The sequence below is a fragment of the Pseudomonas sp. LBUM1655 genome, from assembly GCF_059716085.1.
In genome coordinates this window covers 790820-815000 of the sequence record NZ_CP166801.1, presented here as the reverse complement: position 1 = coordinate 815000, position 24181 = coordinate 790820, and the positions used below count along the sequence as shown (strand labels likewise).

The window sequence follows — 24181 nt, the reverse complement described above, 5'->3', positions numbered from 1 at the left end:
AGCTTTCGAAGAATTCTTCAACAACTTCAACCACTTGCGCTTCCGATCTCTCGTTAGCGGGAGGCGAATTCTACAGCGTTACTCGCTGTTGTCAACACCTCTTTTTCTCCGCTTTCGACCGAGAAGATCGAACCGTTAAAAGAGCCAAACATCACCGCTCTTTCAACTCCTTCCAGGCTTCGATGAACTGAAGCAACCCACTGCCGAAAACCGTATAACTCATTGAATATCAAGGAGTTTTCCGTTTCGACTGCGCCGGAAGTGGGGCGAATTATAGACTTCCAGAATCTGCCGTCAACACCTATTTTCATAATTCTGTCATATCGGTCAAAAAAGCCCGAAAACACGAAGGCCGACCCTGAGGTCGGCCTTCTCATCCCCTCTACTTACAAGCTAGGGAAGGCGAATTGCGATGCTTCATGGCTCGCACGCTGCGGCCAGCGCTGGGTGATGGCCTTGCGACGGGTATAGAAGCGCACGCCATCCGGACCATAAGCATGAAGGTCGCCGAACAGCGAACGCTTCCAGCCGCCGAAGCTGTGATAAGCCACCGGTACCGGCAGAGGCACGTTGACGCCGACCATGCCGACTTCGATCTCGTCGCAGAACAGACGCGCCGCTTCACCGTCACGGGTGAAGATGCAGGTGCCGTTGCCGTACTCGTGATCGTTGATCAGTTGCATCGCCTCTTCCAGGCTGTTAACGCGAACAACACACAGCACCGGCCCGAAGATCTCTTCTTTATAGATGCGCATCTCAGGGGTGACGTTGTCGAACAGGCAGCCACCGAGGAAGAAGCCTTCTTCATGACCGGCGACGCTCAGACCACGACCGTCAACCACCAGGGTCGCGCCCGCCGCCACGCCGTCATCGACATAACCGCTGACCTTGTCACGCGCCTGACCGGTGACCAGCGGCCCCATATCCAGACCACACGAAGTACCGGCACCGATTTTCAGCGCCTTGATCTGCGGCACCAGTTTGGCCACCAACGCATCCGCCACCTGGTCACCGACGCACACCGCCACCGAGATCGCCATGCAACGCTCGCCGCAGGAACCGTAAGCCGCGCCCATCAGTGCGCTGACCGCGTTGTCCAGATCGGCATCCGGCATCAGCACCGCGTGGTTCTTCGCGCCGCCCAAGGCCTGAACGCGTTTTCCGCGCTTGGTGCCTTCGGCGTAGATGTATTCGGCAATCGGCGTCGAACCGACGAAGCTCAGTGCTTTGACTTCCGGTGCTTCGATCAGCGCGTCGACCGCAGTCTTGTCGCCATGCACCACGTTCATCACGCCTTTCGGCAGACCGGCTTCCAGCAGCAGCTGAGCAATCAGCAGCGTGGAGCTTGGATCACGCTCGGACGGCTTGAGGATGAAGCAGTTGCCGCAGACGATCGCCAGTGGGTACATCCACAGCGGCACCATGGCCGGGAAGTTGAATGGCGTGATACCAGCCACCACGCCCAGCGGCTGGAAGTCCGACCAGGCATCGATATTCGGGCCGACGTTGCGGCTGTACTCGCCCTTGAGGATTTCCGGGGCGGCGCAGGCGAACTCGACGTTCTCGATACCGCGCTTCAGCTCACCAGCTGCGTCTTCGAGCGTCTTGCCATGCTCTTCGCTGATCAATTGCGAGATGCGCGCTTCGTTCTGCTCCAGCAGTTGCTTGAAGCGGAACATCACTTGGGCACGTTTGGCCGGCGGTGTGTTGCGCCACGCTGGAAAAGCAGCCTTGGCGGCATCGATGGCTTTCTGAATGGTTGCCTGGCTGGCCAGTGGCAACTTGTGGATCGCCTGACCCGTGGACGGGTTGAACACATCTACCGCGCGACCGTTCTCGGTCACCAGTTCGCCATTGATCAAATGCGGGATAACGCTCATCGAGTAACTCCTGAATTCTTGTCCACAGACGTCCCCGAAGAGACGTCTGCTGTTTGTACTTATATAGAGGGAAAATCAGTCGAGCTTGTTCAGCACTTCGCCGACCGCGTCGAACAGACGATCAAGGTCTTGCGGCTTGCTGTTGAAAGTTGGGCCGAACTGCAGGGTGTCGCCGCCGAAGCGCACGTAGAACCCGGCTTTCCAAAGGGCCATGCCCGCTTCGAACGGACGCACGATGGCGTCGCCGTCACGATGGGCAATCTGGATCGCACCGGCCAGACCGTAGTTACGAATGTCGACGACGTTCTTCGAACCTTTCAAGCCATGCAGCGCGTTCTCAAAGTGCGGCGCGACTTCGGCCACGCTCTGCACCAGATTTTCCTTTTGCAGCAGGTCGAGTGCCGCCAGGCCAGCGGCGCAAGCCACCGGGTGCGCCGAATAGGTGTAACCGTGGGGGAATTCCACAGCGTATTCCGGGGTCGGCTGATTCATGAAGGTCTGGTAGATCTCGGAGCTGGCAATCACCGCGCCCATCGGGATCGCGCCGTTGGTGATTTGCTTGGCGATGCACATCAGGTCCGGGGTGACGCCAAAGCTGTCGGCGCCGAACATCGAACCGGTGCGGCCGAAACCGGTGATCACTTCGTCGAACACCAGCAGGATGTTGTGCTGATCGCAGATTTCGCGCAGACGCTTCAGATACCCCTGAGGCGGAACCAACACGCCGGCGGAACCGGCCATTGGTTCAACGAACACGGCTGCGATGTTCGACGCATCGTGCAGTTCGATCAGCTTCAACAGTTCATCAGCCAAAGCGATGCCACCCTGCTCCGGCATGCCACGGGAGAACGCATTGCTCGCCAGTAGAGTGTGCGGCAGGTGATCGACGTCCATCATCGCCTGACCGAACATTTTGCGGTTGCCGTTGACGCCACCGAGGCTGGTGCCGGCGATGTTCACACCGTGGTAGCCACGGGCACGGCCGATCATTTTGGTTTTGGTCGCCTGACCTTTCAGGCGCCAGTAGGCACGCACCATTTTCACCGCAGTATCGGCGCACTCGGAGCCGGAGTCGGTGAAGAACACGTGGTTCAGGTTACCCGGGGTCAGGTCGGTGATTTTCTCGGCCAGCTGGAACGATAGCGGATGGCCGTACTGGAAGCCCGGCGAATAGTCGAGAGTACCCAGTTGTTTGGAGACTGCTTCCTGGATTTCCTTGCGGGTGTGCCCGGCGCCGCAGGTCCACAGACCGGACAGCGAATCGTAGATCTTGCGGCCCTTGTCATCGAACAGCCAGCTGCCTTCGGCCCCAACAATCAAACGCGGATCGCGCTGGAAGTTGCGGTTGGCGGTGTACGGCATCCAGTGCGCGTCCAGCTTCAGTTGGCTGGCCAGTGGCGACGGAGCGGTTTCAGGCATGTTCATCGGGCAAAACCTCGCAGGGCATAAGCGTCAGAGAGATAGAAAGCGTTGTTGCAGCTAAATTGCCACGCGGATAAAGTCGGTGAAATCCAACACTTCTAACCTTCAGTTAGATCATCACTAAACTTTGAGCGATCAAGCATGAGCAGCCGCCGTCCCGATCCGCTGGCCCAGGTCAGTGACTTTGATATTCGCCTGCTGCGGATTTTTCGCAGCGTTGTGGAATGTGGGGGGTTTTCAGCGGCGGAAACCGTACTCGGCATTGGTCGATCGGCAATCAGCCAGCAGATGAGCGATCTGGAACAACGCCTCGGCCTGCGCCTGTGCCAACGCGGCCGCGCCGGATTCTCGCTGACCGAAGAAGGTCGCGAGGTCTACCAGTCAGCCCTACAGCTATTGAGTGCGCTGGAAAGTTTCCGCACTGAGGTCAACGGTCTGCACCAGCACTTGCGCGGTGAGTTGATCATCGGTCTGACCGACAACCTCGTCACCCTGCCCCACATGCGCATCACCCACGCCCTCGCCCAGTTAAAGGAACGCGGGCCGGACGTGCAGATTCAAATCCGCATGATCGCTCCCAATGAAGTCGAACAAGGCGTGCTCGATGGTCGGTTGCATGTCGGTGTGGTGCCGCAGGCCAGTGCGCTTTCCGGCCTGGAATACCAGCCGCTGTACAGCGAACGCTCGCTGCTTTACTGCGCGGTCGGTCATCCGCTGTTTTATGTCGATGACAAGCAACTGGATGACGAGCGCCTGAATAGTCAGGATGCGATTGCCCCGACGTTCCGGTTGCCGGCGGACATTCAGGCGCATTACCAGGCACTCAATTGCACCGCCAGCGCCTCCGACCGCGAAGGCATGGCGTTTCTGATTCTGACCGGGCGCTACATCGGTTACCTGCCGGATCACTACGCCAGCCTCTGGGTACAACAGGGCCGCTTGCGTGCACTCAAGGCGCAGACGCGTTTTTATGACTTGAGCCTCGCATCGGTCACGCGCAAGGGCCGGCGCCCCCATTTGGTGCTGGAAAGCTTTCTGGAGAGTCTGGCGACGACGCGTTGAAAATCCTGAAAGGCCCAGCCACGTTTGGCCTCACAGATTAATCAGGCGAATAACCTGAGCAAGTGGACAGCTTTTTGCAAAGCAGGATCAACCTCGATCCTCCAAACAAGAAGCGCCCCACCCATGCAGCCAGATACCGAACCGAACAGCGATCTGATCTACGGCCTCAACGACCGTCCGAAACCACCCGCCGCGATCCTCGCCGCCCTGCAACATGTGCTCGCCAGTTTCGTCGGCATCATCACTCCGCCACTGGTGATCGGCTCGGCACTCGGGTTGACCGCGCATTTGCCTTATCTGATCAGCATGGCGCTGATGGTTTCCGGTGTCGGCACGTTTATTCAGGCGCGTCGGCCGTTCGGCATCGGTGCCGGGATGATCTGTTTGCAAGGCACCAGTTTCGCCTTTCTCGGCGCGGTGCTGTCGGCGGGCTTTCTGGTCAAACAGCGTGGCGGCAGCCCGGAGGACATTCTGGCGATGATCTTCGGCGTGTGCTTTTTCGGCGCGATTGTGCAGATCGTCCTCAGTCGTTTCATTGGCCAGTTGCGCCGCGTCGTTACGCCTCTGCTGACCGGGATTGTCATTACGCTGATCGGTATCAGCCTGATCAAGGTCGGCATCACCGATCTGGGCGGCGGCTTCAATGCGCCGGACTTTGGCGCGCCGGGTAATCTGGCGCTGGGTGTATTTGTTTTATTGACGATCATTCTGCTCAACCGCTCAAACACACCTTGGGTGCGGCTTTCGGCGATCATCATCGGCCTGGTGCTCGGCAGTCTGGCGGCGTGGTTCAGTGGGAAACTGGTGCCGCAGCCGTTGCCTGACCTGCCACTGGTGAGTTTTCCCACACCATTCAAGTTCGGATTCAGCTTCGACTGGACGGCTTTCCTGCCGGTCGCGCTGATTTATCTGATCAGCACCATCGAAACCGTCGGCGACCTCACCGCCAATTGCATGCTCGCTCGCCAGCCAATCAGCGGTCCTTCTTATATAAGCCGCTTGCGTGGCGGCGTGCTCGGTGATGGCGTGAGCTGCATGATTGCCGCGACATTCAGCGCATTCCCCAACACCACGTTTGCGCAGAACAACGGCGTAATCCAGTTGACCGGGGTTGCCAGTCGCTATGTCGGGTTGTACATCGGCGCGATTCTGTTTTGCCTCGGTCTGTTTCCAATGATCGGCGCGGTACTGCAACAGATTCCGAAACCGGTGCTCGGTGGTGCGACGCTGGTGATGTTCGGTGCGGTCGCCGCTGCCGGCGTGCGCATCCTCGCGCAGTCGCCGCTGGATCGACGCAGCATGTTGATCATCGCCACCTCGTTCGGCGTCGGCCTGGGCATCGCCGCGCAACCGAACCTTTTGCACCTGCTGCCGAAACTGGTGCAAAACCTGTTCGACTCGGCGATCACCAGCGGCGGGCTGACGGCGATCATCCTTTGCCTGCTGCTCCCGGAAGCCAAACCGGAGGCCGCAGAAGCGCATGCACCGCTGAACAAGATCGAACAGGCGTAACGGTTTTATTGTTTGAGGACTTGTCGGATGCCTGTGGGTGCGCTATCAACGCAACTGGTTGCACCCACAGACAAAACCCGGAAGTGCCTATGACCTTTGAAGTCCCAGCTCACGGCGGCAAGCCCGCCAGCCGCATTCGTCAGAAGAACGAAGAGACCATCCTCAAAGCCGCCGAAGACGAGTTCGCCCGTCACGGGTACAAAGGCACCAGCATGAACACCATCGCCCAGAATGCCGGGTTGCCCAAGGCGAATCTGCATTACTACTTCACCAACAAACTCGGTTTGTATGTGGCGGTGCTGAGCAACATCATCGAGCTGTGGGACAGCACCTTCAACACCCTCACGGCCGAGGACGATCCGGCCGAAGCGCTGACCCGTTATATCCGCGCCAAGATGGAATTCTCCCGCCGTCAGCCGCAAGCCTCGCGCATTTTCGCGATGGAAGTGATCAGTGGTGGCGAATGCCTCACTGAATATTTCAATCAGGACTACCGCGCCTGGTTCACCGGACGGGCCGCCGTGTTCCAGGCGTGGATCGATGCCGGCAAGATGGACCCGGTGGACCCCGTACACCTGATCTTCCTGCTGTGGGGCAGCACCCAGCATTACGCCGACTTCGCCACGCAGATCTGCCGGGTCAGCGGTCGCAGCAAGTTGACCAAGCAGGACATGGAAGACGCCGGCAACAACCTGATCCGTATCATCCTCAAAGGCTGCGGCCTCACTCCTTCTATATAAGACGTTTATGCCTTTCACCCTCAGCGGTCTTTGCGAGTACCGCGAAGAGATTCGCAAAAGCCGCTTCATCACCTTCGCCGCACCGATCGGCAGCCCCGCCGACGCGCAGGCGTTCTTCGAACAACACAGCGACTTGAACGCCTCGCACAATTGTTGGGCGTGGAAACTCGGCGATCAGTACCGCAGCAATGACGACGGCGAACCCGGCGGCACGGCCGGGCGACCGATTCTGGCGGCGATCGAAGCGCAGGATTGCGATCAGGTCGCGGTGCTGGTGATCCGTTGGTATGGCGGCATTCAACTGGGTACTGGTGGGTTGGCCCGGGCCTATGGCGGCGGCGCGAACAAGTGCCTGCAAACGGCGGCGAAGGTCGAGTTGATCAGTCGCGTGCCGTTGAGTTGCGCCTGTGGGTTTGCCGAGTTGGCGTTGGTGAAGTTGCGGGTGGTGGATCTGGGCGGGTTGGTGGTGGAAGAGAATTTCACCGCCAATGGCGTTGAATTGCAGTTGGCGGTAGGTGAGGCGCAGATCGACATTCTGCAAACCCAGCTCGCCGATTTGAGCCGTGGGCGGATTTTGCTCCAGCGTTAGAAGGCTGCGATCTTTTAGGGCATCCACCCAATCTGTTATTCCAATGAGTTGCCCACACCTGCTGTGCACCCGACTGTGGATAACCTGAGCACATAACGCTGTAACCCTTCTGTCACGTGGCTTTGCGCGGTTTGTTCACTTTTCGCTCAATTCGTCCGACCAAGTATAAATTTCAAACAGAAACAATCAGTTAGCGTTGTTTATCACCATTAGAAGAAAGCACCGCAGTGCTTATTCCCGGGTTTATGGCTTGCGCACAATAACTGTGGAACAACCTGTGGATAACCCGTTCATGGCTGGCGCAGTCGCAGGTTCTGCATAGGCCCGACGCTTTTGCTCGTTTTTTGATCAACTGCTCACGGGCAAAACTGGAGCCTGATCAACGGCTTTGCTCTCAATTGGTGCCGGCCACCACCACGATTCAGGCCGGGATGCTCTGCAATCGAGGCGCTGGAACAGCGGTTGCGCGAGTTCCTGACTCAATGGCCAGGAAATTGCTTTATCCACAGGCACAACTCCAAGTCAGTCGAGCCTGTCATGCCCACCCCCGATACAACGCCGCGCCTGCATCTGCGCCAAATCAGCAAACGCTATCCCGGTTGCCTGGCCAACGACGCCATCGACCTGAACATCGCGCCGGGTGAAATCCACGCGCTGCTCGGTGAAAACGGCGCGGGTAAAAGTACGCTGATGAAGATCATCTACGGCGTGACCCAAGCCGATTCCGGCGAGATGCTCTGGCAAGGTCAGCGGGTGAATATTCGCAACCCGGCGCAGGCGCGGCAGTTGGGGATCGGCATGGTGTTCCAGCATTTCTCGCTGTTCGACACCCTCAGCGTGGCGCAGAACATTGCGCTGGCCATGGGTGCCAGGGCCGGCACGCCGAAACAACTTGAGCCGAAGATTCGCGAAGTTTCGCGTCGTTACGGCATGGCGCTGGAGCCGGAACGACTCGTCCACAGCCTGTCGATTGGTGAGCGGCAACGGGTGGAAATCATTCGCTGCCTGATGCAGGACATTCGTCTATTGATCCTCGATGAACCGACTTCGGTGCTGACGCCGCAAGAGGCCGACGAGTTGTTCATCACTTTGCGTCGCCTCGCCGCCGAGGGCTGCAGCATTCTGTTTATCAGCCACAAACTCGGTGAAGTCCGCGCGTTGTGCCACAGCGCGACGGTGCTGCGCGGTGGGCGCGTAGCCGGGCATTGCGTGCCGGCAGAGTGCTCGGATCAACAAATGGCGCAATTGATGGTCGGCGAAGCGGCGGCGTTGATCGGTGACTATCCGAAGGTCAGCGGCGGCGCGGCGTTTTTGCAGGTCAGTGGTTTGAGCTGGCATAACCCCGATCCATTCGGCTGCTCGCTGAGCGATATCGACTTGCAAGTGCGCAGCGGTGAAATCGTCGGCATTGCCGGGGTTGCGGGCAATGGTCAGGATGAGTTGCTCGCCCTGCTCAGCGGCGAACAAACGCTGCCGCGCGCCGAGGCGGCGACGATTCGCTTCGGTGAACAATCTGTCGCCGATTTACGCCCTGATGCGCGGCGCAAACTCGGTCTGGCGTTCGTGCCCGCCGAGCGCCTCGGCCATGGCGCGGTGCCGGAGTTGAGTCTGGCGGACAACGCCCTGCTCACGGCTTTCCAACAAGGATTGGTCAGTAACGGCCTGATCCAACGCGGCAAGGTCGAAGCCCTCGCGCAACAAATCATTCAACGCTTCGGCGTAAAAACCCCGGACACGCAAACCGCTGCGCGCAGTCTGTCCGGCGGCAATTTGCAGAAATTCATTCTGGGCCGGGAAATCCTCCAGCGACCGAAACTGCTGATTGCCGCGCACCCGACCTGGGGCGTGGACGTCGGCGCTGCCGCCACCATTCACCGCGCACTGATTGCGTTGCGCGATGCCGGTGCGGCGATTCTGGTGATTTCCGAAGACCTCGACGAACTGTTCCAGATCAGCGACCGCCTCGGCGCGTTGTGCGGCGGGAACATATCTGCACTGCACAACACGGCGGACACCCAACTGAGCGATGTCGGCGGCTGGATGGCCGGCCAGTTCCATGCCCCTCAACAACACGCCACGGTTTAACGGAGTTTTCAACATGCTGCTTTCCCTCGAACCCCGTGGCCAGCAATCGCGCCTGATGCTCTGGTGCTCGCCGTTGTTGGCGGCGGCGTTGACGCTCGGTTGCGGTTCGCTGCTGTTTATCGCGCTCGGCCACGACCCGCTGCAAACCTTGCACACTTTGTTGATCGCGCCGGTGAGCGACTTGTACGGCGTGTCGGAATTGCTGGTCAAAGCCCTGCCGATTATGCTCTGCGCACTGGGGCTGGCGGTGGCGTATCAAGCGCGGATCTGGAACATCGGCGCCGAAGGTCAACTACTGCTCGGCGCATTGGCCGGCAGTGCCTTGGCGGTGAACATCATCGATATGCAAAGCCGTTGGGCGCTGGTGCTGATTCTGCTCACCGGCACCCTCGCCGGCGCTGCGTGGGCCGGGCTGACGGCGTGGCTGCGCACGCGCTTCAACGCCAACGAAATCCTCACCAGCATCATGCTCAATTACATCGCACTGAACCTGCTGTTGTTCTGCGTCCACGGGCCGTTGAAAGACCCGGCTGGCTTCAACTTTCCCGAGTCGGCGATGTTCGGCGACGCCAGCCGTTTACCGCTGTTGATGGAGGATGGCCGCGTGCATGCCGGGGTGTATTTCGCCCTGCTCGCGCTGGTTGCGGTGTGGGTGCTGTTGCAGAAAAGCTTTGTCGGTTTCCAGATCAAAGTGCTCGGGCTGGATAAGCGCGCGGCCGGGTTTGTCGGCTTTCGCGAGAAGCGCTTGATCTGGCTGGCGCTGTTGATCAGCGGTGGGTTGGCGGGGCTGGCCGGGGTCTGCGAAGTCACCGGGCCGATCGGCCAACTCGTGCCGCAAGTGTCGCCGGGTTATGGCTATGCGGCGATCACCGTGGCGTTTCTCGGGCGCCTCAATCCGCTCGGGATTCTGTTTTCCAGTCTGCTGATGGCGCTGCTGTACATCGGTGGCGAGAGTGCGCAGATGAGCCTGAATCTGCCGCAAGCGATTACCCAACTGTTCCAGGGAATGATGCTGTTTTTCCTGTTGGCCTGTGACGTGCTGATTCTCTATCGGCCACGGCTGAAACTGCGCTGGACGCGGCGCACCTCGACCACCGCCGTAACCGCCGGAGCGCTGTGATGGATATCGATCTGCTGAGCAATATTTTCTACGCCATGGTGCGTTGCGGTACACCGCTGCTGTTGGTGGCGTTGGGTGAACTGATCTGCGAGAAGAGCGGCGTGCTCAACCTTGGGCAGGAAGGAATGATGCTGTTCGGCGCGGTCATCGGTTTTATTGTCGCGCTGAACAGCGGCAACCTGTGGCTCGGCGTGTTGTTGGCGATGCTCGCGGGGATGTTGTTGTCGTCGCTGTTTGCTCTGGTGGCGCTGGTGTTCAACGCCAATCAGGTGGCGACCGGTCTGGCGCTGACGATTTTTGGCGTGGGCCTGTCGACGTTTGTCGGGGCGGCGTGGGTCGGTAAACCGCTGGCGGGATTTGAGCCAATGGCGATTCCGTATCTGAGTGACATTCCGCTGATCGGGCGGATGCTGTTTGCTCAGGATCTGTTGGTGTATCTGTCGTTCGCGCTGTTTGCGCTGGTGGCGTGGGTGATCATCAAAAGCCGTGTCGGGCTGATCATTCAGGCGGTTGGCGAGAACCCGGATGCGGCGAGTGCGATGGGCTTGCCGGTGTTGACCGTGCGCACGTTGGCGGTGCTGTTTGGCGGGGCGATGGCGGGTTTGGCCGGGGCTTATCTGTCGCTGGCGTATACGCCGATGTGGGCCGAGAACATGACCGCCGGGCGTGGCTGGATTGCCTTGGCACTGGTGGTGTTCGCCAGTTGGCGAGTGTGGCGGTTGTTGCTCGGGGCGTATCTGTTTGGCCTCGCCAGCATCCTGCACCTGGTGGCGCAGGGGTTGGGGCTGGCGATTCCGTCGAGTTTGCTGGCGATGCTGCCGTATGTCGCGACGATTGTGGTGCTGGTGTTGTTGTCGCGTGATGCGGTGAGGACACGGTTGTATGCGCCGGTTTCGCTGGGGCAGCCTTGGCAGACAGGGCATTAATTGTTTTCTGAGCGGGCCTATTCGCGAGCCGGCTCGCTCCCACAGTAAACCGCATTCCCCTGTGGGAGCGAGCCTGCTCGCGAAAGCGTACTGACAGGCAACACCTGAGCCACGCCCCACGCCAGTTCGAAGACCAGAAAAACAATCAAAATTGAACTGGCGCCCTGCAGCAAGGCATATCCCTGCCAAGCCGCAAACAGAAATCGCGCCACCGCGTCATACCGTCCATAAAGCGCCTGCGGATCCCGAATCCGCAGCACTGCCCACACACAAACCACCGAGCCCAACAGATTCGCCATCAACATGTGCACCGGTTGGAATGCCGGCAGTTCGCCAGGGAAATCCAGCGCGGTTAACAGCTCATGTAAAACAGCAAAACTCCACGGCGTAACAAACGCCGCCGTGACGATCAAGTCATACCAGGCACTGCCGCGCACCACGTTTCGATACTGGGTTGCCGTCCACATCATCCATGCTCCAGAAATTTGAGGAGCAACCACGGTAAAGCCTGGAGTATGCTCCAGGGTCAAGCCCTATTGAGTGCAGCACAATGCGCATCGGTGAGTTAGCCCAAGCCAGCGCCGTCAGCCGCGACACGCTGCGTTTCTACGAGCAGCGCGGATTGATCGCGGCGCAACGCAGTGCCAACGGTTATCGCGACTATCCGTCGGAGATGGTGCAACTGGTGCTCTACATCAAGACTGCGCAACGACTGGGCTTTACCCTCGGCGAGATCGGCGCCAGCGTTGCCGCGTTGTGGAACGCGCCCGATCCGGAAAACGCCGTGGCGCAATTGCTGCGCGACAAACTGCAACTGATCGAAACCCGCATGAGTGAGCTCGACGCCTTGCGTCAGGAGTTGCAACTACGGCTCGGTCAGGCGTGTCCATTGAATCCTGAACTCTGACTTTCAAGGAACCCATCATGTCCCAGGCAAAAAACGCACTGATCATCGGCGCCTCCCGTGGCTTGGGTCTCGGTTTGGTGCAAACCCTGCTGGCCGATGGCTGGCAAGTGACGGCCACGGTGCGCAATCCGCAAAAAGCCGAGGCGTTGCAAGCGCTGGGCAAGGTGCGCATCGAGAAGCTCGACATGGATGACCAGCAAGCAGTGATCGCCCTGAGTCAGCAACTCAAAGGTGAAACCTTCGACCTGCTGTTCGTCAACGCCGGAGTCAAAGGCCCGGACGTGCAAACCCCGGGCGGCGCGACACTGGCTGAAGTCGGGAAATTGTTTTTCACCAACGCCGTGGCACCGATCAATCTGGCCCAGCGCTTTGTCGGGCAGATTCGCGACGGCAGCGGCGTGCTGGCGTTCATGAGTTCGAGGCTGGGCAGCGTGACTACGCCTGACGAGCCGGAACTGGCGCTGTATAAAGCGAGCAAGGCTGCGCTGAACTCGATGACCAACACCTTTGTGAGCCAACTGGGCGAGCAGAAACTGACCGTGCTGTCGCTGCATCCGGGTTGGGTGAAGACGGACATGGGCGGCGAAGGCGCCAACGTTGATGTCGAGACCAGCACGCGCGGCCTGGTTGATCAGGTGAATGCGTATACCGGCAAGGGCGGGCATCACTTTGTGAACTACAAGGGTGAAACCATTCCCTGGTAAGCACACAAATCTCCCTGTAGAAGCTGCCGAAGGCTGCGATCTTTTGATTTAAAAAACAGGATCAAAAGATCGCAGCCTTCGGCAGCTCCTACAGGGGATCGTGGTGTCCTGTCGGGTGGGGGTTGCCCATAAAGCGGTTTTGTTTGAAACTCCGCACCTCGTCCCCGCGACGACCCTGGATCAGCAGACAGGGCAACACTGAGCTGGCAACCCTGAACCCAATTTTCAGAGGAGCCGGCCACAATGCCTGCCATCCGTACCTGGTTAAAAAATCCCCTCGCCATTTTCACGTCCAACGAGCTCGATGCCCGTGGCGGTCTGGTGCTGCAAGACGGTGTGATCGTCGAAGTCCTCGCTGCCGGTCAGCAGCCGTCCGCGCCATGCAATGAAGTGTTCGACGCCCGCGAACACGTGATCCTGCCGGGCCTGATCAACACGCATCACCACTTCTACCAAACCCTCACTCGCGCTTGGGCGCCCGTGGTCAATCAGCCGTTGTTTCCGTGGCTGAAAACCCTGTACCCGGTGTGGGCGCGCCTGACCCCGGAAAAACTCGCCCTCGCGACGAAAGTGGCTTTGGCTGAATTGCTGCTGTCGGGCTGCACCACCGCCGCCGACCACCACTATCTGTTCCCGGACGGTCTGGAAAACGCCATCGACGTACAAGTCGAAACCGTGCGTGAACTGGGCATGCGCGCCATGCTCACCCGTGGTTCGATGAGCCTCGGCGAGAAGGACGGTGGCCTGCCGCCGCAGCAGACCGTGCAGGAAGGTCAGGTGATTCTCGACGACAGCCAGCGCCTGATTCACGAGTACCACGAGCGCGGTGACGGCGCGCAGATCCAGATCGCTTTGGCGCCGTGCTCGCCGTTTTCGGTGACGCCGGAAATCATGTCGGCCAGCGCCGAACTGGCGAACAAACTCGACGTGCGCCTGCACACGCACCTGGCCGAAACCCTCGACGAAGAAGATTTCTGCCTGCAGCGTTTCGGCCTGCGCACCGTGGATTATCTGGACAGCGTCGGCTGGCTCGGCCCGCGCACCTGGCTGGCCCACGGCATCCACTTCAACCCGGACGAAATCGCCCGCCTCGGCCAGGCTGGCACCGGCATTTGCCACTGCCCGAGTTCGAACATGCGCCTGGCTTCCGGCATTTGCCCGAGTATCGACCTGACCGACGCCGGTGCGCTGTTTGGTCTGGGCGTCGACGGTTCGGCGTCCAACGATGCGTCGAACATGATCCTTGAAGCGCGTCAGGCGCTGTACATCCAGCGCCTGCGTTACGGCGCCGAGAAGATTACTCCGGAACGTGTTTTGGGCTGGGCGACCAAGGGTTCGGCAAGCCTGTTGGGGCGTACTGACATTGGCGAACTGGCGGTGGGCAAGCAGGCGGATCTGGCGTTGTTCAAGCTCGATGAACTGCGCTTCTCGGGTAGCCATGATCCGATTTCGGCGTTGCTGTTGTGCGGTGCGGATCGTGCGGATCGGGTGATGATTGGCGGCAAGTGGCGTGTGGTGGATGGTCAGGTTGAAGGGCTGGATCTGAAAGGCCTGATTGCCGATCACAGCCAGGCGGCGCGCCAGTTGATTGCCGGTACCTGATCTTTCCCAATCTGATCGTTCCCACGCTCTGCGTGGGAACGATCATCCGTCGTTAGAGGCCCAGCAAGGACAACATGATAAACGTCGCAAACAACACGAAGTGCGTCATGCCTTCGATGGCATTGGTCTCGCCGTCATTGAGGTTGATCGCGCTGACGATCAGCGTCAGGAAAATCATCACCGTCTGCACCGGTGTCATCGCCATCTGAAACGGCTGGCCGGTATACAGCGCCATCGCCTCCATCACCGGCACAGTCAGGATCACCGTCGACAGTGACGCGCCCATCGCAATATTGACCACCGACTGCATGCGGTTGGCCAATGCGGCGCGCAACGCGGTCAAAATCTCCGGCGCGGCCGAGATCGCCGCCACCAGAATCGCCGTGATCACCGGCGGCGCCCCCGTGCCTTCCAGGCCCAGATCGAGGGTCTTGGACATCACCTCGGCCAGTGCGCCGATCACCACTACACCCGCGACCAGAATCCCGATAGACAGCGCCAGGCTGACCGGTTTCGGCTCCTGTTCCGCCGGCTCTTTTTTGCGGCGTTTGTCCGGGTAGCTGTAGCTGAAAAAGTAGCTGTGCGGGCCGACCTGCATGCGCAGGAACAACGCGTAAAGCACCACCATCGCGCCGATGGTGAACGCCGAATAAATCTTCCAGTTGGCCTCGGGAATGAACTCCGGCACCACCATCGACACGCCCATGGCGGTGAGGATCATCACGCTGTAGCTGCGCGCCGAATCATCGTTGTAGGACTGCTCGCCGTGCTTGATCCCGCCCATCAGCGCGGCGAGGCCGAGGATGCCGTTGATATCGAGCATCACTGCGGAATAGATGGTGTCGCGCACCAGCGTCGCCGAGGCTTCGTTGCTCATCATGATCGCCAGGATCACCACTTCCACCAGCACGGCGGCCAGGGTGAGGATCATCGTGCCGTAGGGATCGCCGACTTTTTCCGCCAGCAGTTCAGCTTGATGGGCGACACGCATCGAGGCGGCGACGATGAAAGCGATCAGTACCAGACCTGAAATCAGCGCGACCATCTGGCCGCTGTGCAGCATCCAGTGTTCCAGTGGATAAGCGACGAGTGCGGCGAGCAGGGCCAGCACAAGAAAGCTTTCTTGCTTGAGGATTGAGAGCATTGCGGGCCTTTTTACCGAAGAGTGCGAATGAGCTACTGACTGCGGGGCGGCGCTAACGTTTCGTTACACCTTAGCGCACCAGTGGATGGCGTGAATTCGCAGAGTTGCACTGCGTTGGTTCCGGCCTGAAAAGATCGCAGCCTTCGGCAGCTCCTACAGGAGTACGCCGATCCAATGTAGGAGCTGCCGAAGGCTGCGATCTTTTGATTTTTTGTCCTGTTGGTCAGCAATTTGCATTGGTGCTGACCACACACAACAAAATGGAGCTCCAATTCATGCAAATACGTCCGCTGCACAAACTGCTGTGCGCCGCTATCGGTCTGGGGATCAGCCTGAGCGCCAGCGCTGCCGATCCGCTGAAGGTCGGTTTCGTCTACATCGGCCCGATCGGCGACCACGGCTGGACGTATCAGCATGAACAGGGGCGCAAGGCGCTGGCGGAGAAGCTCGGCTCACAGATCACCACCAACTACGTGGAGAACGTTGCCGAAGGCGCCGACGCCGAGCGGGTGATCCGCAACATGGCCAAGGACAAGTACGACCTGATCTTCACCACATCTTTCGGCTACATGAACCCGACGCTGAAAGTCGCCAAGCAATTTCCCAAAGTGACCTTCGAACACGCCACCGGTTACAAGCAGGACAAGAACCTCGGCACCTATCTGGCGCGCACTTACGAGGGCCGCTACGTCGGCGGTTTCCTCGCGGCAAAGATGACCAAGACCAAGAAGATCGGCTATGTCGCCTCGTTCCCGATTCCGGAAGTGATCCGCGACATCAACGCGATTCAACTGGCCCTGAACAAGTACAACCCCGGCACCGAGATCAAAGTGGTGTGGGTCAACTCGTGGTTCGATCCGGGCAAGGAAGCCGATGCCGCCAACGCACTGATCGACCAGGGTGTCGACGTGGTGTTCCAGCATACCGACAGCCCGGCACCGATTCAGGCGGCCGAACGCCGTGGGGTGTACGCGGTGGGGTATGCCTCGGACATGGCGCACTTCGGCCCGAAAGCGGTGCTGACCTCGATCGTCAACGACTGGGCGCCGCACTACATTCAGGCGACACAAAGCGTCATCAATCACACCTGGAAGTCGCAGGATTACTGGGGCGGGCTGAAAGAAGGTACGGTTGAACTGCCGATCAGCGATCTGGTGCCGGCGCCGGTTAAAGCCGAGGCCGAGCAGATCATTGCCGACATCAAGAGCGGCGCGTTGCAACCGTTTACCGGGCCGATCAAGGATCAGGCCGGGGTCGAGAAAATTCCGGCGGGTGTGAGTGCGACCACGGCGGAACTGGCGTCGATGAACTATTACGTGGAAGGCATGAAGGCCGAGATGCCGAAGTAATTTTTACTCACTACACAAAACCCTGTGGGAGCGAGCCTGCTCGCGAAAGCGGTGTGTCATTGAACAAAGATGTTGTCTGACACGCCCTCTTCGCGAGCAGGCTCGCTCCCAAATTGGAAACTCACCGCCCCAAGGATTGTGTATGGATCAGCTTCCCATCATCGACATCAGCCCGCTCTACAGCGACAACCAGAACGCCTGGCCCGCCGTCGCCGCACAAATCGATCTGGCCTGCCGCGAGTGGGGCTTCTTCTATATCAAGGGCCATCCTATCCCGGCGCAGCGCATCGACGCCCTGCTCGACCATGCGCAACGCTTTTTTGCGCGACCTGCGCAGGAAAAACTTCAGATCGATATCACCCAGACCCGCCACCATCGTGGCTATGGCGCCATCGCCACCGAACAACTCGACCCGGATAAACCCAGCGACCTGAAAGAAACCTTCGACATGGGCCTGCACCTGCCGGCGAACCATCCTGAGGTGCTGGCAGAAAAACCCTTGCGCGGGCCGAACCGCCATCCTGCGCAAGCGGGATGGGAAACCTTGATGGAGCAGCATTACCTCGACATGCAGGCCCTCGCGCAAACGTTGCTGCGAGCAATAACCATTGCCCTCGGCATTGAACGTGATTTCTTCGACAGCCGTTTCAATGAGCCTGTCAGTGTGTTGCGGATGATCCACTACCCACCGCGCCACACCGCCAGTTCCGCCGAACAGCAAGGTGCCGGCGCGCACACCGATTACGGCTGCATCACCCTGCTCTATCAGGACAGCGCCGGTGGCCTGCAAGTGAAGAACGTCAACGGTGAATGGATCGATGCGCCGCCGATTGACGGCACCTTCGTGGTCAACCTCGGCGACATGATGGCGCGCTGGAGCAACGACCGTTATCGCTCGACGCCACATCGGGTGAACAGCCCGCTCGGGGTGGATCGCTATTCGATGCCGTTCTTCGCCGAACCGCACCCGGACACTCGCATCGAATGCCTGCCCGGTTGCCAGGACGCACAGCACCCGGCGAAATACCCGACCACCACTTGCGCCGAATTCCTGCTGTCGCGCTTCGCCGATACCTACGCCTATCGGCGGGAACAGGAAGCGGTGTGACGGATCGGTTGGTCAGGTTTTGCCAATTGTTTCGGCGAGCATCTGTAGAATGCCGCCATTGCACCTGATGAGAAAAGAATATGTACGACTGGCTCAACGCCCTGCCCAAGGCTGAACTGCACCTGCATCTGGAAGGCTCGCTGGAGCCCGAGCTGCTGTTCGCCCTGGCCGAACGCAACAAGATCGCCCTGCCGTGGAATGACGTCGAAACCCTGCGCAAGGCTTACGCCTTCAACAATCTGCAGGAATTTCTCGACCTGTATTACCAGGGCGCCGACGTGCTGCGCACCTCCCAGGATTTCTACGACCTGACCTGGGCCTACCTGCTGCGCTGCAAAGCGCAGAATGTGATTCACACCGAACCGTTCTTCGATCCGCAGACCCACACCGACCGGGGTATCCCGTTCGAAGTGGTGCTCAACGGCATCGCGGCCGCTTTGAAAGATGGTGAGCAGCAACTGGGTATCACCAGCGGTTTGATCCTGAGCTTCCTGCGCCACTTGAGCGAAGAAGAAGCACAGAAAACCCTCGATCAGGCGCTGCCGTTCCGTGACGCGTTTGTCGCGGTCGGTCTGGACAGTTCCGAGATGGGCCATCCGCCGAGCAAGTTCCAGCGCGTGTTCGACCGCGCCCGTCACGAAGGCTTCCTGACCGTCGCCCACGCCGGTGAAGAAGGCCCGCCGGAGTACATCTGGGAAGCCATCGATCTGCTGAAAATCCAGCGCATCGATCATGGCGTGCGCGCCATCGAAGACGAGCGCCTGATGCAACGGATCATCGACGAGCAGATCCCGCTGACCGTGTGCCCGCTGTCGAACACCAAGCTCTGCGTGTTCGATCACATGTCGCAGCACAACATCCTCGACATGCTCGAACGTGGCGTGAAAGTCACGGTCAACTCCGATGACCCGGCGTATTTCGGCGGTTATGTCACCGAGAACTTCCATGCGCTGTACGAGCATTTGGGCATGACCCAGGATCAGGCCAAGCGCCTGGCCCAGAACAGCCTGGATGCGCGGTTGGTAAAACCGTAATAACGCTGAAGATCCAACGTGGGAGCGAGCTTGCTCGCTCCCACATTTATACCGATGTCGACTCTGTCAGCTCTTCCAGCGTTTTGCCCCGCGTCTCCATCCCGAACAGCCACACCACCCCCGCCGCAATCGCGAAGCACAACGCGCCTAACGCAAACACCCCACCCTGCCCGGTGATCGGGAACACCAGCCCGGTGATCAACGGCCCGAGCAAGGAACCCACACGGCCAATCGCCGAGGCAAACCCCGAGCCTGTCGCCCGAGCCGAGGTTGGATACAACTCCGGCGTGTAGGTGTAGAGCACCGCCCACATGCCAAACAGGAAAAACTGCATCAGCAATCCCGTGCTGATCAGCAAGGCCACGTTGCCGCCAAACACCGCGCTCTGCCCGTAGAGAAACGCCATCACCCCGCCGCCGAGCAACGTGACGATGCACACCGGTTTGCGTCCCCAGCGCTCCACCAGCCACGCGGCCATCAGAAATCCGGGAATCCCGCCGAGAGAAATCAGCACGGTGTAGTAAACCGACTGGGTTACGGCGAAACCCGACTGTTGCAGCAATGCACTGAGCCACGACGTCAGCCCGTAAAAACCCAGCAGCGCAAAGAACCACAGGCTCCAGATCATCGTTGTGCGCTGGCGGTATTGCGGCGACCAGATCTGCTTCAGCGCCGAGAAAAAGTTGCCCGGAGGCGTCACGGTTCGCGGCAGGCGCAGCGGTTGCGGCAATGTCGCAACGCCAAGGGACGATCGCACGCGCTCTTCGATCCCGTTCAAGACTTTATCGGCATCTCCATGCCGTCCGGCCTGTTCCAGCCAGCGCGGTGACTCGGGTATGAAAAACCGGATCGCCAGCACAAACACCGCCGGCACCGCCAACACCAGAAAGATGTCGCGCCAGCCAATCACCGGCAACAGGAAGTACGACAGCACCCCGGCCGCGACAAAACCCAGCGGCCAGAAGCCATCCATCAATGCGATGTAGCGACCGCGCCGTTGCGCCGGAATCAGCTCGGACAACATCGACTGCGCAATGGGAAACTCCATGCCCATGCCGATCCCCAGTAGGATGCGGAACAGCGTCAGCGTCTCGACCGTTTGCGCCGTCGAGCACAGGTAACTGGCCACTCCCCAGAGAACGATGCTCCACTGAAACACCGGTTTGCGCCCGAAGCGGTCGGCGAGCATGCCGGAAAGCGACGCGCCCAGCACCATGCCGAAGAAGCTCGAACTGGCGAGCAGACCCGCCTGCGCGCTGCTCAGACCAAACTCGGCTTTGATCGAACCGAGCAGGAACGTCATCATCGCCAGATCCATGGAGTCGAAGAAAAACGCCAAGGCGATGATGATGAAAATAATCCGGTGATAACCGCTGATCGGCAGCCGTTCCAAACGTTCTGCCGCGCTGAAGCCTTGAGTGTCCATGCCGCGTCCCCCATCCGAAAAGTCCCCGGATCGAGTGTGCGCGATGGTGATTCAGAGTTAGTACTGGATGCGACCTGCTCGCAGTCGTAGACGACGCCGTAACGCCCGACGTCCTTCTCAATCGCTCTACAACGCCATTTCCAGCTCGGTTTCCCGGGCGAAACGGTGCAACTCGCGCTGTCCGGTGGCCGTCAGCTGCAAGGCTCTTGAGTCATTGGGCAAAGTCAGCCAACCGGACTGCATGAACAACTGCAGCAACGCCGCGCCGAGTGAACCGCCCATGTGCGGACGACGCTCGCTCCAGTCCGGGCAGGCACAGGCTACCTGTACATTGCGATGGGCGAGTGCCTGGATGAATACCCCGCGACCGGCCAATTGTTTCGCGCCTTTTTGCGTCACCACCACGCGCTGTTCAAGCTGTTCGATCCAGCCGGCGTCGAGCAGGCGCTGGTACAGATCGGCAGCCAGCGTGCCGCCCAGGTGGTCATCGCAAAAGCGTGCGCGCAACAGCGAAGAAGGCGCTGCCTGAGGTTTGGCCATGGGTGTGGCGCGCTTGAATACTTCGGGTATTTCCCGCGGGGCACTGGCGATGGTGGCGCTGGCCAGGGCTTCTATCGCCGCCCCGACCTCCGGCGCCGAGAGACGGAAAAACCGTTTGCGACCACGGACTTCGACCTTCAACAGACCGCCGGTGGCCAGCCGTGCCAGATGCGCACTGGCCGACGACGGCGACAGCCCTGCCAGTAGCGCAAGCTCCTCGGTGTGCCGGGCCGAGCCGTCCATCAACGCCCACATCATCGCGCTGCGCTTGGGGTCGGCCAGCAACGTGGCGATCTGGCTGATGCAAGGTGCATGTTCCATGTATTCACTCCCTGTGGAATCGTATCGTCTACTGCTCGCAGACATCTTGACCAGTAATGGGTCGGCGGCCAAGACGCGAAAATCGCCCTGAACCGGGGCAAGGCAGGCCGTTGACATAACATGTTCCGGCACAGAACCCGGCGACGAAATGCAGCCCTGATCCAAACAGTGGCAGTTCGGCATTGACGGCGTTCGGGCCATGTTTCGGTACCGGCATGAGGCGGGCGCTAGTATAAGCGGGATGCAAGCCCCGTCCCGCGCCTAAGCCTGCACGGGTGGTGATTGTTCCTGACAGAAATTTCTCTATTTAGCTGCGACTAATGATCAAGTTTCTGGAAAGCGGGAAATTGACTACTCAATTCAGCGCATCGGCTGGCGAGCATTTCCCTCAGAAGGTTCACCGGCTTACTCAATTGTGCGCGATGGGCGCACAGCAAATTCAGCGGAGCGCGTTCGCACAGCAGCTCTGGCAGCAGCACTTTGAGGCGCCCGGCAAGGACATCGGCGCCCACATCCAGCCATGACTTGTAGGCAATTCCCGCTCCTGCCACCGCCCATAGACGCACGACGTCGGCGTCATCACTGAATCGGTCGCCACTGACCGTCAGGCCGACCTCGCGTTTACCGTCGTGAAAACTCCAGTGGTCATGAACCCGACTGCCGAGCATGTACAACAGGCAATTGTGCTGAGCCAGTTGTTCGAGCTGGCGCGGTTCGCCGTGCCGCGCCAGATAGGCCGGTGATGCGCAGAGCACGCGACGGTTGTCCGGGGCGACAGGCAGGGCAACCAGGCTGGAGTCTTCCGGCTCGCCATAGCGCAGAGCGATGTCCACGGGCTGGCGAAACAGATCGGCGATACGGTCGCCGAGCAGCAGGCGTACGGTGAGTTTCGGGTGCTCGCGCTGGAACTCGTCGAGCCATGGCAACAACAAGTTGCGGCCGAAGTCCGAGGGCGCCGACAGCTGCAAAATCCCGCTGACCTGTTCCTGTCCACTGGCCAGTAACCGCCGGCCCTCATCGAGATTACTCAATGCCGCACGGGCGTATTCGAGAAAACCTTCGCCCTCGGCGGTCAGGCGCAGGCTGCGCGTCGAACGGGCCAGCAGGCGCGCACCGAGTTGCTGTTCGATACGCTTGAGCGCCGCACTGGCCACGGCGGCGGACATGTCCATCACCCGCGCCGCCGCCGACAGACTGCCCAGATCCGCCGCCCGGACAAACAACTGCAAATCATCGAAACGCAGCATCCACAGCCCCGATTATCAAAAAAATATTGAAAGAGACTGCGGTTTTAGCCGGTTTTATCTTGTGAAGAAATAGCCAATCATCTGTCCCATCAAATTTGCCCTGCATTACTTACTGTTCGGAGCCACTCATGAAAGCCATTGCCTATTACGCTTCCTTGCCCATCAGCGACGCAAAAGCCCTGCAAGACATCGAACTGCCAGAGCCGATGGCCGGCCCGCGCGACCTGTTGGTGGAAGTCAAAGCCATCTCGGTCAACCCGGTGGACACCAAGGTACGGCAGAACGTAGCCCCTGAAGGTGGCGCCGCGAAAGTGCTGGGCTGGGACGTGGCCGGTGTGGTCAAGGCGGTTGGCAGTGAAGTGACGCTGTTCAAGGCTGGCGACAAAGTGTTCTACGCCGGCTCCATTGCCCGCGCGGGCGGCAATAGCGAATTGCACGTGGTCGATGAGCGGATTGTCGGCCATATGCCCAAGTCCCTCGGTTTCGCCGAAGCCGCCGCCCTGCCCCTGACTGCGATCACCGCGTGGGAGTTGTTGTTCGAACGCCTGCAAATCGGCGAAGGCCAAACCGATGAAGGCCAGAGCCTGCTGATCGTCGGCGCGGCGGGCGGGGTCGGTTCGATCCTCACTCAATTGGCCAAGCAACTGACAGGTCTTAAGGTGATCGGTACTGCATCGCGCGAGCAGACCCGTGATTGGGTCACGGAGCTGGGCGCGGATCTGGTGATCGACCATAGCCAGCCGTTGAGCGAGGAACTGAAACGCGCCGGCATTAACAACGTGACTCACGTCGCCAGCCTGACCCAGACCGATCAACATCTGGATCAATTGGTCGAAGCACTGGCGCCGCAAGGCAAACTGGCATTGATCGATGATCCGAAGTCGCTGGACGTGACCAAGCTCAAACGCAAGAGCCTGTCGCTGCACTGGGAGTTCATGTACACCCGCTCGCTGTTCGAGACACCAGACATGATCGAGCAGCACAACCTGCTCAACCGCGTGGCCAAGCTGATTGATGCGGGAACGTTGAAGACGACGGTCGGCGAGCACTTCGGCACGATCAACGCGGCCAATCTGCGCCGGGCACATGAGCTGCTGGAGAGCGGCAAAGCCAAGGGGAAAATTGTTTTAGAAGGTTTCTGAAGAGCAGAAGATCGCAGCCTGCATGGGCTGCGGTCTTTTTTTGCCGTCAGTCAGATGCTTGACCGTTGTCACAATTGCGATCGTATTCGGGTCTACAATCGAAACCTCTGCGGTACATCTTTTACGTAAGGGAGGTCAGCAATGAAGATCCTGATAAAAGAAGTGGCAAAGTCTCAATGGCAGGTTCGACTCGACCAGCACGCCGTGACATTCCGCAGTGAAGCCGAAGCCTTGGCCTTCACCCGCACCCTAGAAGCGCGAATTTGCGCGCCGCACCAGTTTCCCGACCGCAGCCAGCAGCGCGCCGCCGGCTGAGTCACC

22 protein-coding genes are annotated in these 24181 nt (G+C 59.7%); 15 read left to right on the top strand and 7 right to left on the bottom strand.

Annotation, left to right across the window (positions count from 1 at the left end; translation table 11 throughout):
* Window positions 1-386 precede the first annotated feature (386 nt).
* Both ACA074_RS03515 and aptA read right to left on the bottom strand, forming a co-directional pair.
* Complete coding sequence (locus ACA074_RS03515; RefSeq protein WP_187681302.1) at window positions 387-1880, bottom strand: CoA-acylating methylmalonate-semialdehyde dehydrogenase; 1494 nt, start codon at window positions 1878-1880, stop codon at window positions 387-389.
* 75 nt (window positions 1881-1955) lie between these two features.
* Window positions 1956-3305 carry an omega-aminotransferase AptA gene (aptA, locus tag ACA074_RS03510; RefSeq protein ID WP_187681303.1) on the bottom strand — a complete coding sequence of 450 codons (1350 nt, stop codon included), beginning with the start codon at window positions 3303-3305 and terminating at the stop codon, window positions 1956-1958.
* Between the two features lie 138 nt (window positions 3306-3443).
* Here aptA and ACA074_RS03505 point away from each other — a divergent pair, with 138 nt between their 5' ends.
* The 7 genes from ACA074_RS03505 (at window position 3444) to ACA074_RS03475 (ending at window position 11336) form a co-directional block, all read left to right on the top strand.
* Window positions 3444-4364, top strand: coding sequence for a LysR family transcriptional regulator (locus tag ACA074_RS03505; protein ID WP_497678451.1), 921 nt, complete (start codon window positions 3444-3446; stop codon window positions 4362-4364).
* Between the two features lie 123 nt (window positions 4365-4487).
* A complete protein-coding gene (locus ACA074_RS03500) occupies window positions 4488-5876 on the top strand; it encodes a uracil-xanthine permease family protein (protein ID WP_497678450.1) in 1389 nt (462 codons plus the stop codon).
* Window positions 5877-5965: 89 nt separating this feature from the next.
* Window positions 5966-6616 carry a TetR/AcrR family transcriptional regulator gene (locus ACA074_RS03495; RefSeq protein WP_187681306.1) on the top strand — a complete coding sequence of 217 codons (651 nt, stop codon included), beginning with the start codon at window positions 5966-5968 and terminating at the stop codon, window positions 6614-6616.
* A 7-nt stretch (window positions 6617-6623) separates the two neighbouring features.
* Window positions 6624-7205: an IMPACT family protein gene (locus tag ACA074_RS03490; RefSeq protein ID WP_497678449.1), complete on the top strand. Its 582-nt coding sequence runs from the start codon at window positions 6624-6626 to the stop codon at window positions 7203-7205.
* 537 nt (window positions 7206-7742) lie between these two features.
* Window positions 7743-9290: an ABC transporter ATP-binding protein gene (locus ACA074_RS03485; RefSeq protein ID WP_497678448.1), complete on the top strand. Its 1548-nt coding sequence runs from the start codon at window positions 7743-7745 to the stop codon at window positions 9288-9290.
* A gap of 13 nt (window positions 9291-9303) precedes the next feature.
* Window positions 9304-10410 (top strand): ABC transporter permease, encoded by a 1107-nt coding sequence (locus ACA074_RS03480; protein WP_497678447.1) that lies wholly within the window; start codon window positions 9304-9306, stop codon window positions 10408-10410.
* Window positions 10410-11336 carry an ABC transporter permease gene (locus ACA074_RS03475; RefSeq protein WP_497678446.1) on the top strand — a complete coding sequence of 309 codons (927 nt, stop codon included), beginning with the start codon at window positions 10410-10412 and terminating at the stop codon, window positions 11334-11336. The genes ACA074_RS03480 and ACA074_RS03475 overlap by 1 nt, the downstream gene beginning before the upstream one ends.
* A gap of 17 nt (window positions 11337-11353) precedes the next feature.
* Here the strand turns inward: ACA074_RS03475 and ACA074_RS03470 are convergent, their stop codons facing one another.
* A complete protein-coding gene (locus ACA074_RS03470; protein WP_489880623.1) occupies window positions 11354-11803 on the bottom strand; it encodes a hypothetical protein in 450 nt (149 codons plus the stop codon).
* 83 nt (window positions 11804-11886) lie between these two features.
* Here ACA074_RS03470 and ACA074_RS03465 point away from each other — a divergent pair, with 83 nt between their 5' ends.
* From ACA074_RS03465 to ACA074_RS03455, 3 genes are all read left to right on the top strand, one after another.
* The gene (locus ACA074_RS03465; protein ID WP_187681311.1) at window positions 11887-12243 is read left to right on the top strand and encodes a MerR family transcriptional regulator; all 357 of its coding nucleotides are present in this window, start codon (window positions 11887-11889) and stop codon (window positions 12241-12243) included.
* Window positions 12244-12260: 17 nt separating this feature from the next.
* On the top strand, window positions 12261-12947 hold the full coding sequence (locus tag ACA074_RS03460) for an SDR family oxidoreductase (protein ID WP_497678445.1): 687 nt from the start codon (window positions 12261-12263) through the stop codon (window positions 12945-12947).
* Window positions 12948-13190: 243 nt separating this feature from the next.
* A complete protein-coding gene (locus ACA074_RS03455) occupies window positions 13191-14549 on the top strand; it encodes an 8-oxoguanine deaminase (protein ID WP_497678444.1) in 1359 nt (452 codons plus the stop codon).
* 52 nt (window positions 14550-14601) lie between these two features.
* Here the strand turns inward: ACA074_RS03455 and ACA074_RS03450 are convergent, their stop codons facing one another.
* Window positions 14602-15693: a calcium:cation antiporter gene (locus ACA074_RS03450; RefSeq protein ID WP_497616339.1), complete on the bottom strand. Its 1092-nt coding sequence runs from the start codon at window positions 15691-15693 to the stop codon at window positions 14602-14604.
* 275 nt (window positions 15694-15968) lie between these two features.
* On the opposite strand from ACA074_RS03450, the gene ACA074_RS03445 reads away from it, so the two are divergent.
* The 3 genes from ACA074_RS03445 (at window position 15969) to ACA074_RS03435 (ending at window position 19184) form a co-directional block, all read left to right on the top strand.
* The gene (locus ACA074_RS03445; RefSeq protein WP_489880626.1) at window positions 15969-17042 is read left to right on the top strand and encodes a BMP family ABC transporter substrate-binding protein; all 1074 of its coding nucleotides are present in this window, start codon (window positions 15969-15971) and stop codon (window positions 17040-17042) included.
* Between the two features lie 142 nt (window positions 17043-17184).
* Window positions 17185-18150 carry a 2-oxoglutarate and iron-dependent oxygenase domain-containing protein gene (locus ACA074_RS03440; RefSeq protein WP_497678443.1) on the top strand — a complete coding sequence of 322 codons (966 nt, stop codon included), beginning with the start codon at window positions 17185-17187 and terminating at the stop codon, window positions 18148-18150.
* Between the two features lie 80 nt (window positions 18151-18230).
* Complete coding sequence (locus ACA074_RS03435) at window positions 18231-19184, top strand: adenosine deaminase (RefSeq protein WP_401268734.1); 954 nt, start codon at window positions 18231-18233, stop codon at window positions 19182-19184.
* 46 nt (window positions 19185-19230) lie between these two features.
* Here ACA074_RS03435 and ACA074_RS03430 read toward each other — a convergent pair whose 3' ends face one another.
* The 3 genes from ACA074_RS03430 to vimR all read right to left on the bottom strand — a co-directional run bounded on the left by ACA074_RS03430 (window position 19231) and on the right by vimR (window position 22718).
* Window positions 19231-20610 carry an MFS transporter gene (locus ACA074_RS03430; protein WP_401268737.1) on the bottom strand — a complete coding sequence of 460 codons (1380 nt, stop codon included), beginning with the start codon at window positions 20608-20610 and terminating at the stop codon, window positions 19231-19233.
* Window positions 20611-20736: 126 nt separating this feature from the next.
* A complete protein-coding gene (locus ACA074_RS03425; protein ID WP_401268739.1) occupies window positions 20737-21471 on the bottom strand; it encodes an ArsR/SmtB family transcription factor in 735 nt (244 codons plus the stop codon).
* A 317-nt stretch (window positions 21472-21788) separates the two neighbouring features.
* A complete protein-coding gene (gene vimR / locus ACA074_RS03420) occupies window positions 21789-22718 on the bottom strand; it encodes a transcription regulator VimR (RefSeq protein ID WP_497658617.1) in 930 nt (309 codons plus the stop codon).
* Between the two features lie 128 nt (window positions 22719-22846).
* On the opposite strand from vimR, the gene ACA074_RS03415 reads away from it, so the two are divergent.
* Together ACA074_RS03415 and ACA074_RS03410 are read left to right on the top strand one after the other, a co-directional pair.
* Window positions 22847-23860, top strand: a complete 1014-nt coding sequence (locus tag ACA074_RS03415) for a zinc-binding alcohol dehydrogenase family protein (protein ID WP_497658616.1) — start codon at window positions 22847-22849, stop codon at window positions 23858-23860.
* Between the two features lie 141 nt (window positions 23861-24001).
* Window positions 24002-24175, top strand: a complete 174-nt coding sequence (locus tag ACA074_RS03410; RefSeq protein WP_163024159.1) for a hypothetical protein — start codon at window positions 24002-24004, stop codon at window positions 24173-24175.
* Window positions 24176-24181: the final 6 nt, after the last annotated feature.